The sequence below is a fragment of the Massilia sp. Root335 genome (assembly GCF_001425685.1).
Taxonomy (GTDB): domain Bacteria; phylum Pseudomonadota; class Gammaproteobacteria; order Burkholderiales; family Burkholderiaceae_D; genus Telluria; species Telluria luteola.
Window position 1 is genome coordinate 334,319 of sequence record NZ_LMCY01000008.1, and the last position, 14,724, is coordinate 349,042.

Sequence of the window (14,724 nt, forward strand, 5' to 3'; positions counted from 1 at the left end):
GCATCAGGTGTGACATTTGCGCAGCAGAAGTCATGTTTTTTGCATAAAGAATGAATTCTCGCCAATTATTCCGCTGTAGAATGTTTCAGAAGTTTTATGCCGGTACGGGGTGTGCCCGTGATGCAACGGTTGTAGCGCCAGTGCACAGCCTGGTGGTAATCGGATAGAATCTTCTGAAAAGGCTGTGCGCTTTGACGAATCTGCTTGTCGCGGCGTCGGCATCGCCGGTTGTTCTTCGCCGTCCAGGCAAGGGTGCTCATGCTCAGTCAACAAGATCTTGCGGAAGAAGCGCGCATCAGCGCCCTGCACGCGCTGGGGGTGCTCGACACGCCCCAGGAAGACCGGTTCGACCGCGTCACCCGCCTCGCCGTGGCCGCGTTCCGCGTGCCCATCGCGCTCGTGTCGCTCGTCGACCGCGAGCGCCAGTGGTTCAAGTCGCGCGTGGGGCTCGACGCCGGCGAGATGCCGCGTTCGCTCGCCCTGTGCAGCCACACGATCACCCTGGACGACCTGCTCGTCGTGCCCGACACGCTGCTCGACGAGCGCTTCGCCGGCCACCCGCACGTGACGGGCGGGCCGCGCATCCGTTTCTATGCCGGCCAGCCGCTGCACAGCGTCGACGGCCAGCCGCTCGGCACCCTGTGCATCATCGATACGGCGCCGCGCGCATTCGGCGACGCCGACCGGCACCTGCTGGGCGACCTGGCGCGCCTGGCGCAGGATGAGCTGAACCGCGACGCGCTGGTGACCGCGCGCACCCGCGAACTGCACGACAAGAACGCCGCCCTCGAGCTGGCGATGCGCCTGCGCGTGACCGCCGAACGCGTCTTGCGGCAGAAGCAGGAATTGCTGGATGCGGTGCTCGAGACGGTGGACGTGGGCGTGGTCGCGTGCGACGCCGACGGCCACCTGACCCTGTTCAACCGCGCGGCGCGCGCCTTCCACGGCCTCGACGCGGAAACCGGTCTGTCGATGGCCGACTGGCCCGCGCGCTACGATTTATACGGCGAGGACGGCCTCACGCCGCTGGCCCCGGAACAGGTCCCGCTCGTGCGTGCGCTGCACGGCGAGCGCGTGCAGGATGCCGGCATGACGATCCACGCGCCGGGCGCCGCGCCGCGCCGCCTGCTGGCGAGCGGACGCGCGCTGCACGGCCCGGGCGGCGAGCCGCTGGGCGCCGTCGTCGCGATGAAGGACGTGACGGAGCTGGCCGCGTCGCGCGCGCGCCTGGCCGAGAGCGGCGAATGGCTGCGCACCATCGCCGACAACGTGCCCGCGCTGATCGCCTACGTCGACACGGACCTGCGCTATCGTTTCGCCAACGAGCGCTACCGCGAATGGTTCGGCGTGAAGAGCCAGGACATGATCGGCAGGACCGTGCTGGAATCGATGGGCGAGGCGTTCTACGCGCCGCGCCGCGCAGCGCTGGAACGCTGCCTGGGCGGCCACGCGTCGCACCTGGAGATCGAGGAAGTGCGCCGCGGCCGCACCCGCGTGGTCAGCTCGACCTATTTGCCGCACCTGCGCGACGGCGTCGTGCAAGGCATCTACGTGCTGTCGACGGATGCCACGTCGGCGCGCGAGTACGAGCGCCAGCTGCACGCGCTCGCGCATTCCGACCACCTGACCGGCCTGCCGAACCGGCGCAGCTACGAGGAACGCTTCGGGCAGGCCATCGCGCGCGCGCGCCGCGGCGCCACGCCGCTGGCGCTGGCCTATCTCGACGTCGACCACTTCAAGCAGATCAACGATGGCCACGGCCACGCGACCGGCGACGCCGTGCTGCGCGAACTCGCGCGCCGCCTGGCCGCCAGCGTGCGCAGCACGGACACCGTGGCGCGCCTGGCCGGCGACGAATTCGTGGTCCTGCTGGAGCAGGTGGGTTCGCCGCGGGAATGCGAACGGATCGCGGCCAAGCTGCAGGATGCGATCCGCCTGCCGTTCGAACTCGACGGCCGCACGGTGCAGGTCACGAGCAGCATCGGCATCGCCTGGAGCGCGCATCCGGAACAGGCCGCGCTGGCCCTGGTGGCGGACGAGGCGCTGTACCGGTCCAAGCATGCGGGACGCGATACGGCGTCCGTGTTGGTCGCCGGCGCCTGAATCAAGGCAGCTGGAACCGGTAGCCGACGCCGGTTTCGGTGATCATGTAGCGGGGCTGGGCCGGATTGTCTTCCAGCTTGTGGCGCAGATGCCCCATGTAGATCCGCAGATAGTGGGCATGGTCCGCCTGGTTCGGGCCCCACACGTTGCGCAACAGCTGGGGCGTGGTCATGACCTTGCCGGCATTGGCGACGAGTACCGCCAGCAGGCGGTGCTCGGTGGGCGTCAGCCGCACGGCCGCGCCGCCCTTGGTGACGCGCCGGTTCTGCACGTCGACCACGACGTCGCCGAAGCGCACCTTGCCGTCGCCGCCGGTCGCGGGGCCGCGCTGGCGGCGCTGCGACGCGCGCACGCGCGCCAGCAGTTCGCCGACGCCGAACGGCTTGGTCAGGTAGTCGTCCGCGCCGTTGTCGAGGGCGCGGATCTTTTCTTCCTCGTTCACGCGGGCCGACAGCACGATGACCGGCACGGCAGACCACTTGCGCAAATCGGCAATGAAATCGACGCCGTCGCCGTCGGGCAGGCCGAGATCGAGGATGACCACGTCCGGCCTGCGGGTGCCGGACTCGGTCAGCCCGCGCTGCAGGGTCGCCGCCTCGTGCACCTGCCACCCTTCCTGTTCCAGCGCGCCGCGCACGAAGCGGCGGATATGGGGCTCGTCTTCCACGAGCAGGGCGATGCCGGCAAAATCACTCATCCTGTTCCTCGATCTCGATGTCTTCGTCCAGCAGGGGCAGCGCCGGCGGCGTTCCCAGCGGCAGGGTGAACACGAAGGCGGCGCCGCCTCCCGGCTGGTTGGCTGCATGAATCGTACCGCCGTGGGCGCCGACGATCGCGCGGCAGATCGCCAGGCCCAGGCCGACCCCGGGCTTGACGGATTCGCGCTCGCCGCGCGTGAATTTCTCGAACACCGCCTCTTCCTGGCCGGGCGGCAGGCCCGGTCCGTCGTCCGTCACGGCGACGTCGAGCCACACGCCGTGCCGCTCGGCCGAGATGGCGACCGTGCTGCCCGGCGGCGTGTATTTTCCCGCGTTTTCCAGCAGGTTGGACAGCACCCGCTCGATCAGCACGGCGTCGTACTGCACCAGCGGCAGGTCGGCCGGCACATGGGTCTCGACCGTGTGGCCGGCCAGCGCGGCGCGGCTGGCCGCGAGCGCGCTGCCGATGACTTCCTCGACCGGTTGCCACTGGAGTTTGAGCCTGACGTCGCCGCTTTCGATGCGGGCCATGTCGAGCAGGTTCGTCACGAGCATGCTCATGCGGACCATTTCTTCGCGCAGCGCGTCCGCCATGGTGCGCTGCGCGGGCGCCAGCGGCGGCGCGGAGTGCGCCAGCGCTTCGGCCTGCACCATCAGCGAGGTAAGCGGCGTGCGCAGGTCGTGCGACAGCGCCGCCAGCAGCGAGTTGCGCAAGCGCTCCGATTCGATCTTGAGCAGCGCATCCTGCGCGACCTCGATGTAGTGCACCCTTTCCAGTGCGATGGCGGCCAGCGTGGCGAAGGTGTCCAGTTGCTGGCGCTGTTCGGGCGCCAGCAGCCAGCGCGCCGTCGCTGCCTCGATCGCCAGCACGCCGCGGGTACGCATCGGCGCCACCAGCGGCATGTAGAAGACGGGACTGCCGGGCAGGGTGTCGGTTCCCATGCCGGCGCTGGCGCCGTGGTCGAACGCCCATTGCGCGATGCCGGCATCGAGGGCGGCGATCGGCCCGGCGTCCGCCTCGGCGGAGGGACGCACGCGCCCATCGGCGTCCGGCAACAGCAGGGCCGTACGCGCGCCGAACGTGCGCCCGATCGCATCGCGCGTGGCTTCCTGGATCTGCTCCGTCTGCAGCACGCCGGACAGGGCCCGCGCGAATTCGTACAGCGCGCGGGTCCTGCTCTCGCGCCGGGCTGCGACATGGGCCTGGAAACGCAGGCCGGCCGTGAGATGTCCCGTGATCAGGCCGACCGCAAGCATCACGCCGAAGGTCACCAGGTACTGCAGATCCGATATCGCGAACGTGAAGCGCGGCGGCACGAAGAAGAAGTCGAAGCAGGCCACGCTCACGCAGGTCGCGGTGACCGAGGGGCCGCGGCCGAACCGCACCGCCACCAGCAGCACCACGAGCAGGAACAGCATGGCGATGTTGGCGAGGTCCAGCCAGGCGATGGTCGGCGTGGCCGCCAGCGCCATGCACAGGCTGGACAGGATCGCGGCGCCATGCGCCACGATGGCCGTCCGGCCGGGCGCACGCGGTTCGTCGGTCCGCGCGCGCGGGCCATCGGCCGCCAGGCTTTGTGCCGCCGCGACTTCGAGCAATTCGATGTCGGGCGCGCGGCGCGCGACGCGCCGGCTGGCCGGCGCCCGCCACGGCCGGCCGCCATGGCCGCGGCCCAGCACGATCCGCGCCAGGTTATGGGTGCGCGCATAGTCGACCACCGCGTCTTCCATCCGGTCGCCCGACAGGACGGCCGTGGCGGCGCCGAGGTCGCGCGCCAACTTGAGCGCGTCCAGTATCCGCTCGCGCCGGGCGGCGCCGAGCCGCTGCAGCGCGGGGGTCTCGACGTAGACCGCATGCCACTCGGCGCCGAGCTGGCCCGCCAGCCGCGCAGCGCTGCGCACCACGCCCTCGGCACCGGGGCCGGGGCCCACACAGGCCAGCAGGGCCGTTCCGGTCCGCCAGACCGCGTCGATCGACTTTTCGACGCGGTAGGCGCGCACGTCGTCCCCGATGCGTTCGGCGGTGCGGCGCAGCGCCAGCTCGCGCAGCGCGATGAGGTTCCCCTTGCGGAAGAAATTCCGGCCGGCCCGTTCGGCCTGCGAGGGCTGGTACACCTTGCCGAGCTTGAGCCGGGCCAGCAGCTCGTCCGCCGGCAGGTCCACCAGCACCACTTCGTCGGCCTCGTCGAACACGGAGTCCGGCACCGTTTCGCCGACGCGCACGCCGGTGATTCCGCCGACCACGTCGTTCAGGCTCTCGAGGTGCTGCACGTTCACCGTCGTGAACACGTCGATGCCGCGCGCCAGAAGTTCCTCGATGTCCTGCCAGCGCTTGGGGTGGCGCGAGCCGGGAACGTTCGAATGGGCCAGCTCGTCGATCAGCACCAGTTGCGCGCGCCGTTCCAGCGCGGCGTCGATGTCGAATTCGACCAGCGCCCTGCCGCGATAATCGATGCGTTTGCGCGGCAGGACCGCCAGCCCTTCCAGCAAGGCTTCGGTCTCGGCGCGCCCGTGCGTCTCGACGATGCCGATCAACACGTCGCAGGTCGCGGCCAACTGGCGCGCCGCGGACAGCATCGAGTAAGTCTTGCCCACGCCGGCCGAGGCGCCGAAATAGATGCGCAGCCGGCCGCGCGCCGCCCGGCGTTCCTGTTCGCGCACCTGGGCCAGCAGCGCATCCGGGTCGCGCCGCGCTTCGTCGCCGGGGAAATTCATGCGGCTCGCCTCATTGCGCGCGCGGCGTCTTGCCGTCCAGCGCCAGGTTCAGCGCCAGCACGTTCACGCGCGGTTCGCCCAGGAACCCCAGCGCCGGGTCTCGCCGATACTGCTCGATGAGTGCGCGGACCTGCCGTTCCGGCAGTTTGCGCACGGCCGCGACTCGCGCCGCCTGGTAGTCGGCGGCCGCCACGCTGATCTCCGGATCGACCCCGCTGGCCGAGGCGGTGACGAGGTCGACCGGTATCGGCGCGCGGTTGCCGGGATCGGCCCGTTTCAGCGCGGCCACGCGTTCCTTGACGGCGGCCAGGAAGGCCGGATTGGTCGGCCCCAGGTTCGAGCCGCCGGAGCCGGCGGCATTGTCCGCCAGCGGCGCCGTGGCCGACGGCCGGCCCCAGAAATAGCCGGGCGAGGAAAACGGCTGGCCGATCAGGATCGAGCCGGCCGTGCGGCCGTCGACCGCGACGAGGCTGCCGTTCGCTTCGTGGGCGAAGGCGACGTGGCCGATGCCGGTGACGGCGGCCGGGTACAGCAGGCCGCACAGCAGGCTCAGGGCGCCGAAGATGACCAGTGCGGGACGCAGGATGGATGCCATGGGGGTCTCCTTGTTCAGACGAGGCCGAGCGCCGCCAGCAGCACGTCGATCGCCTTGATGCCGATGAACGGCAGGATGATACCGCCGGCGCCGTAGATCAGCAGGTTACGGCGCAGCAGGGCGGTCGCGCCGATCGCGCGGTAGCGTACCCCGCGCAGGGCCAGCGGGATCAGGAACACGATGATCAGCGCGTTGAAGATCAGCGCCGACATGATCGCCGAGGCCGGGCTGGCCAGGTGCATGACGTCGAGCGCCTTCAGCTGCGGATAGGTGCCGACGAAGGCGGCCGGGATGATCGCGAAATACTTGGCGACGTCGTTGGCGATCGAGAACGTGGTCAGCGACCCGCGCGTCATCAGCATCTGCTTGCCGATCTCGACGATTTCCAGCAGCTTGGTCGGGTTCGAGTCGAGATCCACCATGTTGCAGGCTTCCTTGGCGGCCTGGGTGCCCGAGTTCATCGCCACCGCCACGTCGGCCTGGGCCAGCGCCGGGGCATCGTTGGTGCCGTCGCCGGTCATCGCCACGAGGCGGCCTTCCGACTGGTACTGCCGGATCAGCGCGAGCTTGTCCTCCGGCGTGGCCTCGGCCAGGAAGTCGTCGACGCCCGCCTCGGCGGCGATCGCGGCCGCGGTCAGCTTGTTGTCGCCGGTGATCATCACGGTCCTGATGCCCATGCGGCGCAATTCGGCGAAACGCTCCTTGATGCCGCCCTTGACGATGTCCTTGAGCTCGACCACGCCCATCGCGCGGGCGCCGTCGACCACGACCAGCGGCGTACTGCCGCGGCGCGCGGCATCTTCGACGGTGCGCGCGACCTCGGCCGGGAAAGGCATGCCGAGCGCGTCGACATGGCGCCGCACCGCATCGAAGGCGCCCTTGCGGATCCGGCGCTCGCCCACGTCGACGCCGCTCATGCGGGTCGTCGCGGAAAACGGCATGAAGACGGCGTGCATGCTTTCCATCTCGCGCTGGCGGATATTGAAACGCTGCTTGGCCAGCACCACGATGCTGCGGCCTTCCGGGGTCTCGTCGGCCAGGGACGCCAGCTGCGCCACGTCGGCCAGCTCGCGTTCGGTCACGCCGGGCGCGGGCAGGAAGGCGGCGGCCTGGCGGTTGCCGAGCGTGATGGTGCCGGTCTTGTCGAGCAGGAGCACGTCGACGTCGCCGGCCGCTTCCACCGCGCGGCCGGACGTGGCGATCACGTTGGCGCGCATCATGCGGCTCATGCCGGCCACGCCGATCGCCGACAGCAGGCCGCCGATGGTCGTGGGGATCAGGCAGACCAGCAGCGCGATCAGGACCGTGATCGTGACCGGCGTGCCGGCCCCGGCCGCCGCGACCGAGTACAGCGAGAACGGCAGCAACGTCACCGTCACGACCAGGAACACGATGGTCAAGGCTACCAGCAGGATCGTCAGGGCGATCTCGTTGGGCGTCTTCTTGCGCCTGGCGCCTTCCACCATCGCGATCATGCGGTCGAGGAAGGTCTCGCCCGGGTTCGCGGTGACCTTCACGACCAGCCAGTCCGACAGCACGCGGGTGCCGCCCGTGACGCTGGAAAAGTCGCCGCCCGATTCGCGGATCACCGGCGCCGATTCGCCGGTGATCGCGCTCTCGTCGACCGAGGCGACGCCCTCGACCACCTCGCCATCGATGGGCACGACGTCGCCCGCTTCGATCAGGATGTGGTTGCCCTTGCGCAGGTCGGAGGCGGGGCAGGGCAGCCACGTGGTGCCGTGCCTGGGGACGGACAGCTTCTTGGCCGTCACGCTGTCCTTGAGGCCCCGCAGCGATGCCGCCTGGGCCTTGCTGCGGCCTTCGGCCAGCGCCTCCGCGAAGTTCGCGAACAGCACCGTGAACCACAGCCAGACGCTCGCTGCGAGGATGAATCCGCGCGGCGCCTCGCCGGTGCCGGCCACGGCCTGCAGATAGAGCAAGGTCGTGATGATGGCGCCGACATAGACCACGAACATGACGGGGCTGCGCAACTGGGTGCGCACACCCAGCTTCCTGAAGGCGTCGACCAGGGCCGGGACGGCCAGCGTGGTGTCGAACATGTTCAAGCGCTTGCCGCCGGCCGGCGCGCCCGCGGGCGGCGCCGCGGACGAAGAGAGTTGGGACATTGGGGACTCCATCGATTATTTTGCGAACAGCTGCAAGTGCTCCGCCACCGGACCGAGGGCGAGCGCCGGCACATAATTGAGCACGCCGACCAGGACCACGACGCCGACGAGCAGGCCGACGAACATGGGACCATGCGTGGGCATGGTGCCCGCGGTGGCCTGCAGGCGCTGCTTGGCCGCCAGCGAGCCGGCGGCCGCCAGCACCGGCACGATCACGCCGAAGCGCCCGAACCACATCGCGATGGCCAGCATCCAGTTGTAGAACGGTGTGTTGGCGGACAGGCCGGCGAACGCGCTGCCGTTGTTGTTGGCGGCGGAGCTGAACGCGTACAGGATTTCCGAGAAGCCGTGCGCGCCGGGGTTGGCCACCCCGGCCTTGCCCGCGTCCAGCATGACGGCGATCGCGGTGCCCGCCAGCACGAGGACCGGCGTGACCAGGATGGCGATCGACGTCATCTTCATCTCGTAGGCCTGGATCTTCTTGCCGAGGTATTCCGGAGTGCGGCCGATCATCAGGCCGGCGATGAACACCGCCATGATCGCGAACACCAGCATGCCGTACAGGCCGGAACCGACGCCGCCGAACACGACCTCGCCGAACTGGATCAGCAGCAGCGGCACGGCGCCGCCCAGCGGCGTGAACGAGTCGTGCATCGCGTTGACCGCGCCGCAGGACGCGGCCGTGGCGACGGCGGCGAACAGCGCCGAGGCGTCGATGCCGAAGCGGACTTCCTTGCCCTCCATGTTGCCGCCCGCTTGCAGGCTGCTCGCCTGCTGGTCGATGCCCATGGCCGACAGCAGCGGGTGGGCCTGGTGCTCGGCGAACATCACGCTGCCCGCCATCACGACGAACAGCGCCGTCATCGCGGCCAGGATCGCCCAGCCCTGGCGGCGGTCGCCGACCAGGCGGCCGAACGCGAAGCACAGGCCGGCCGGGATCAGGAAGATCGACACCATCTGGAGCAGGTTCGACAGCGGGGTCGGATTCTCGTACGGATGGGCGGAGTTGGCGTTGAAGAAGCCGCCGCCGTTCGTGCCCAGCATCTTGATCGCTTCCTGGGACGCCACCGGACCCATCGCGATCGTCTGCGTCGTCGCGGTCACGTTCACGGTCGCCGGCCGGCCATCCGCGCCGGTTCCCGGCTGCGTATAGGTGAGCGGTTCGACCAGTGGTACTTGCTGGTAGCCGGAGAAATTCTGGATCACGCCTTGTCCCATCAGGAACACGGAGAACACCAGCGACAGCGGCAGCAGCACATACAGCGTGCTGCGGGTGAGGTCGACCCAGAAATTGCCGATCGAACGGGACGACTTCGCGGAAAAGCCGCGGATCAGGGCGAACGCCACCGCAATGCCGGTGGCGGCCGAGAAGAAGTTCTGGCAGGTCAGCGCCAGCATCTGGGTCAAATAGCTCATGGTCTGCTCGCCCGAGTAACCCTGCCAGTTGGTGTTGCTGACAAAGCTGATGGCGGTGTTGAAGGCCGAGTCGGGGCTGACGTTGCCGAGTGCCTGCGGGTTCAGCGGCAGCCATGCCTGTACGCGCTGCAGCAGGTAGACGGCGAGCGCGCCGACCGCGTTGAACACCAGCAGGGCGATGGCGTACGCCTTCCAGTCCATCCCTTGCGCCGGTGCGATGCCGGCCGCGCGGTACAGGATCGACTCGGCGCGGTGCAGCCAGCCGAGACCGCGCACGCGGCCGCCCTCGGCCACGCGGGCCAGCAGGATCCCGAGCGGCCAGGCCGTGGCCAGCAGGAGGGCGAAAAACAGCGCCGGAAGCGCCAGCGAACGAACGTCCATCACAGGTCCTCCGCGTTGAACATGGCGTACAGCAGGTACGCCAGCAGGGCGCCGGAAGCGAGCGCGCCGATCAGGTAAAAGAGCGTCATGTGCGCTCCCCCAGTTGAGCGCAGCCGCTTGCCATGCCCCAGGCCAGGGCAAGGAACAAGACGATCGCGCCGATGAAGACGATATCCATGCGTACCTCGTTGTTCAGGTTGATCGGAAAGCCAGGGCGGCGGCGCCAGCCGTTCCCGTCGGACGGTCGTGCGCCTTGCCGTCATGCGTTGCGATGCAATGGAGTGTAGAGACGCGGACGTAAAGATTTTCTAAAAAGATGTCCGGCGCGGATAAACGGTTTATTTACGGACGGGGTCGTGCGCCGTCGGGCAGTGTTTTTACAAAATATTTATGCGCCGCCCGGTACGATACCGCTCCCGAATACCGTCTGGAGGACCCGGTTGGATACGCAGCAGAACAACAAGAAAGTGGCCGGCCTCGCGCTCGCCGCCATCGGCATCGTGTACGGCGACATCGGCACCAGTCCGCTGTACTCGCTGAAGACCGTCTTCGATCCCACGCATGGGCTGGCGCTCACGCCGGCCAACCTGGTCGGCGTCGTATCGCTGATCTTCTGGGGCCTGACCATCATCGTTTCGTTCAAATACGTGGCGCTGGTCCTGCGCGCCGACAATCGCGGCGAAGGCGGCATCATGGCGCTCCTGGCGCTCGCGCTGGCAGCCGTCGGCGAGCGCAAGCGCCTGCACACCGCGCTGCTGCTGATCGGGGTATTCGGCGCGTCGTTGTTCTACGGCGACAGCGTGATCACGCCGGCGATTTCGGTCCTGTCGGCCGTCGAGGGCCTGGAGGTCGCCACCCCGGCGATGCAGGCCTATGTCGTGCCGTTGACGATCGTCATCCTGATCGGCCTGTATGCGGCCCAGAGTCACGGCACCGCCGGCATCGGCCGCTGGTTCGGCCCGATCATGCTGGTGTGGTTCGCGGTGCTGGCGGCAATAGGCGTCCTGAACATCGCCCGCAGCCCCGCCATCCTGGTCGCGCTCAATCCGTGGCATGCGCTGCGCTTCTTCATCGACAACCGCGGCATCGCCTTTCTCGCGCTCGGCGCGATCGTCCTGGCGTTCACGGGCGCCGAGGCGCTGTACGCCGACATGGGCCACTTCGGCAGGAAGCCGATCCGGCTCGCCTGGTTCGCCGTCGCCTTTCCGGCGCTGGCCCTGAACTACCTCGGCCAGGGCGGCCTGTTGCTGGCCCGCCCGGAAGCGATCGCCAATCCGTTCTTCCAGCAGTTGGGCAGCTGGAGCGTCTATCCGCTGGTCGTGCTGTCCACCATCGCGACCGTCATCGCATCGCAGGCGACGATATCCGGCACGTTCTCGATGACCAAGGAAGCGATCGCACTCGGTTTCCTGCCGCGCATGCGCGTCGTGCACACGTCGGAACGGGAGATCGGGCAGATCTATCTTCCGCTCATCAACTGGCTGCAGCTGATCGCGGTGCTGCTGGCCGTCGTCGGATTCGGCTCGTCCGAGCAACTGGCATCGGCCTACGGCATCGCGGTCACCGCAACGATGCTGGCGACGACGATCCTCACGTATTTCGTGATCCGCTACCGCTGGCGCATGAACCTGCTGCTGTGCCTGGGTGCGACCGGCTTTTTTCTGGTGATCGACGTGGCGTTCTTTGCGGCGAACGCCCTCAAGATATTGCATGGCGGCTGGTTCCCGTTGTTGCTGGGCGTATTGCTGTTCACCCTGATGCTCACCTGGCGCCGGGGGCGCCAGCAAGTGTTCGACAACCTGCAAAAGCATGCCATTCCACTCGACGCTTTCTTGGAGTCATTGTTCATTGGGCCGCCGACGCGGGTGCCCGGTACGGCGATTTTCCTGCGCGGCGAAAGCGATGGCGTGCCGCATGCGATGCTGCATAATCTTTCGCATAACAAGGTGTTGCACGAACGTGTCGTGTTTCTCACCGTGCACATCACGGACGAGCCCCGTGTCGACCCGCAGTCCCAGGTCCGCATCACCGGGCTTGGCCACGGCTGCCATCAGGTCGACGTGACGTTCGGTTTCAAGGACGAGCCGGACATTCCCGGCATGCTGGGCCTCTGCGCACGCCACGGGCTGGCGTTCGACATGATGGAGACCTCTTTCTTCGTCGCGCGGCAAACCGTGATCTCGACGCCGGGCGCGGGCATGGCGCCATGGCGCGAGCACCTGTTCGTCGCGATGCAGCGCAACGCGCGCGATGCCGCCGACTACTACCGGATCCCGACCAACCGGGTCATCGAGCTGGGAACGCAAGTCGAAATCTAGGCATCCGCGGATCACGCATGAGGCCCGGCCGCATCGTCCCGTGCGCCGGTGGACGCCGCGGCGCGACGCGGCTAAGCTGGAGCCCCGCAGGATTCGGAGCATCGCATGCACAATTCCGATGACGGTGCCGGCCACGGCACCGACCACGCCGGCGCCGCGCTGCCCGCGCTCGACGGGCCGCGCCGTCCACTGGCGGCGCTGACCATCGCGCTGCTGTCCTGCTTTTGCCTGTTGCTGGCCGGCCTGCAGGGCTGGAGCGCCTGGCATGCCTACCGGACCCGCCTGGACGACAGCCGCGTCGCCACGGCCAACATGACGCGCGCGCTGGCGTCGCATGCGGAGACGTCGATCAAGCTCGGCGATGCCGTGCTGGCCGAGATGGTCGAGCGCATCGAGCACGACGGCCTGGACGATGCCGCCACGGAACGCCTGACGTTGCGGCTGCGCGAGCTCACGCACGACGTCGGCGAACTGCACGGCCTGTTCGTGTACGGCCCGGACGGGAAGTGGCTGACGTCGTCGCTGCCGCGTCCCATGCAGGGCAATAATTTCGACCGCGAATATTTCCAGTACCACCTGCTGCACACCGGGCGCGGCACCCACGTGAGCGTGCCCGTGCGCAGCCGCTCGACCGGCGTGTGGATCCTGCCGCTGTCGCGCCGCATCGAGGCGCCCGACGGCACCTTCGCCGGGGTGGTGCTGGCCACGCTCAACCTGGGGTGGTTCGGCCGCTTCTACGACAGCTTCGACGTCGGCAAGAACGGCACCATCCTGCTGGCGCTCGACAACGGCACGCTGGTCTACCGCCGTCCGTTCCACGATGACCAGGTCGGCATGGACATCCGCAACGGCACCATCTGGGAGCAGGCCCAGCGCAGCGGCCAGCCCGGCTCGGCCGTGCTGGCGCCCAGGATCGACAACATCGAGCGCCTGTACAGCTACCGGCACCTGGCGGGTTTTCCGCTGTTCGTCGCCAGCGGGGAGGCCAAGGACGAGATCCTGGCCGGATGGCGCCGCAGCACGCTGCAGACGGGCGTGCTGGTGCTGGCGGCGATTTGCGCGCTGGCGTGGGGCGGCGTGCTCCTCGTGCGCCAGATCCGCGTCCGCGAGCGGCTCGAACACGACCTGCGCCGCGCGGGCGCCGCGCTGCAGCGCCACAACGAGTCGTTGCAGAACCTGGCCGACAGCGACGCCTTGACGAACCTCGCCAATCGCCGCCTGTTCGAGGACCGCCTCGTGCGCGAATACGACCGCGCGCGCCGCAGCGGCGCGCCGTTCGCCCTCGTCATGGCCGACATCGACCATTTCAAGCAGTACAACGACCATTACGGCCACCCGGCCGGCGACGACTGCCTGCGCAAGGTGGCCGGTGCCGTCGCCGACGGCGCGCGCCGTCCGGCCGACCTGGCCGCGCGCTACGGCGGCGAGGAATTCGCCGTCATCCTCGCCGATACCGACCTGGCCGGCGCCAACGCGGTGGCCGACAGGATCCGTGCATCCGTGGCCGGCCTCGACCTGCGCCATCCGGACAGCCCATCCGGCCGCGTCACCCTCAGCATGGGCCTGTACGTCGGCCATCCGTCCCTGGCCGAACGCAACGATCCGCTGGCCTGGGTCGACGTGGCCGACCGGCTGCTGTACGAGGCCAAGGACACGGGCCGGAACCGCGTCGTCGCGCGCGAGGGCCACGAGGCGGCGGCTTGAACCCTGCCGTGCGCCCCGCGGCTGCGGAAGGCCTACACTGGCGTGGAGTCCGCTCGATGCGGGCATTGACGGCGCGCGATCCGATCTGCGAACCATGGAAGCCAACGACGCATCCACCCGGCACGGCAAGCGGACGCCGCTTCTCGACGACCAGTTGTGTTTTGCGCTGTACTCGACTGGCCTGGCGATGAACAAGGTGTACCGCAAGCTGTTGCGCCGGCTGGATCTGACCTATCCGCAATACCTCGTCATGCTGGTGCTGTGGGAAAAGGACGAGCAGACGGTATCCGAGATCGGCGCCCGGCTGTTCCTCGACTCGGCCACGCTGACGCCGCTCCTCAAGCGGCTCGAGGCGGCCGACCTGGTGACGCGGACCCGTTCCGCCCTGGACGAGCGCCAGGTCGTCGTTGCCCTGAGCCCGGGCGGCCGCGCGCTCGAGCGCGAAGCCGCCGCGATCCACGACGGCGTGCTGTGCGCCGCGGCCTGCGCGCCGTCCGAACTGGCGGCCATCAAGCGCCAGCTGGACATGCTGCGCGGTAAACTGGCCGACCATACGTAGCGGCGCCGCGACGGCTGCGTGTGGTCATCGGAGCGCGCTCCGGTCGCCCGCTTTGTTGTAACAACGTGAAACATCGTACGTATATCGTGATGCGATCTTGAACACGGAA

At 68.6% G+C, this 14,724-nt stretch carries 10 protein-coding genes; 4 read left to right on the forward strand and 6 right to left on the reverse strand.

The features are described 5' to 3' along the window. Positions 1 to 258 precede the first annotated feature (258 nt). On the forward strand, positions 259 to 2,103 hold the full coding sequence (locus tag ASC93_RS07375) for a diguanylate cyclase (RefSeq protein ID WP_157201791.1): 1,845 nt from the start codon (positions 259 to 261) through the stop codon (positions 2,101 to 2,103). 1 nt (position 2,104) lies between these two features. On the opposite strand, the gene kdpE is transcribed toward ASC93_RS07375, so the two are convergent. From kdpE to ASC93_RS30525, 6 genes are read right to left on the reverse strand one after another with little or no spacing between them, the layout of a single operon-like run. After that, positions 2,105 to 2,800, reverse strand: coding sequence for a two-component system response regulator KdpE (gene kdpE, locus ASC93_RS07380; protein WP_056439423.1), 696 nt, complete (start codon positions 2,798 to 2,800; stop codon positions 2,105 to 2,107). Then, a complete protein-coding gene (kdpD, locus tag ASC93_RS07385; protein ID WP_056439426.1) occupies positions 2,793 to 5,516 on the reverse strand; it encodes a two-component system sensor histidine kinase KdpD in 2,724 nt (907 codons plus the stop codon). The genes kdpE and kdpD overlap by 8 nt, the downstream gene beginning before the upstream one ends. 10 nt (positions 5,517 to 5,526) lie before the next feature. Next, positions 5,527 to 6,111 (reverse strand): potassium-transporting ATPase subunit KdpC, encoded by a 585-nt coding sequence (gene kdpC / locus ASC93_RS07390; RefSeq protein ID WP_056439429.1) that lies wholly within the window; start codon positions 6,109 to 6,111, stop codon positions 5,527 to 5,529. Between the two features lie 14 nt (positions 6,112 to 6,125). Then, on the reverse strand, positions 6,126 to 8,237 hold the full coding sequence (gene kdpB, locus ASC93_RS07395; protein WP_056439431.1) for a potassium-transporting ATPase subunit KdpB: 2,112 nt from the start codon (positions 8,235 to 8,237) through the stop codon (positions 6,126 to 6,128). A 15-nt stretch (positions 8,238 to 8,252) separates the two neighbouring features. Beyond that, positions 8,253 to 10,034, reverse strand: coding sequence for a potassium-transporting ATPase subunit KdpA (gene kdpA, locus ASC93_RS07400; protein WP_056439434.1), 1,782 nt, complete (start codon positions 10,032 to 10,034; stop codon positions 8,253 to 8,255). After that, positions 10,034 to 10,123: a potassium-transporting ATPase subunit F gene (locus ASC93_RS30525; protein ID WP_056439437.1), complete on the reverse strand. Its 90-nt coding sequence runs from the start codon at positions 10,121 to 10,123 to the stop codon at positions 10,034 to 10,036. The genes kdpA and ASC93_RS30525 overlap by 1 nt, the downstream gene beginning before the upstream one ends. 351 nt (positions 10,124 to 10,474) lie before the next feature. On the opposite strand from ASC93_RS30525, the gene ASC93_RS07410 reads away from it, so the two are divergent. The 3 genes from ASC93_RS07410 to ASC93_RS07420 all read left to right on the forward strand — a co-directional run bounded on the left by ASC93_RS07410 (position 10,475) and on the right by ASC93_RS07420 (position 14,615). Beyond that, on the forward strand, positions 10,475 to 12,352 hold the full coding sequence (locus ASC93_RS07410; protein ID WP_056439440.1) for a potassium transporter Kup: 1,878 nt from the start codon (positions 10,475 to 10,477) through the stop codon (positions 12,350 to 12,352). 105 nt (positions 12,353 to 12,457) lie between these two features. Beyond that, positions 12,458 to 14,056 carry a GGDEF domain-containing protein gene (locus ASC93_RS07415; protein WP_056439443.1) on the forward strand — a complete coding sequence of 533 codons (1,599 nt, stop codon included), beginning with the start codon at positions 12,458 to 12,460 and terminating at the stop codon, positions 14,054 to 14,056. A gap of 94 nt (positions 14,057 to 14,150) precedes the next feature. Further along, positions 14,151 to 14,615, forward strand: a complete 465-nt coding sequence (locus ASC93_RS07420; RefSeq protein ID WP_056439447.1) for a MarR family winged helix-turn-helix transcriptional regulator — start codon at positions 14,151 to 14,153, stop codon at positions 14,613 to 14,615. Positions 14,616 to 14,724: the final 109 nt, after the last annotated feature.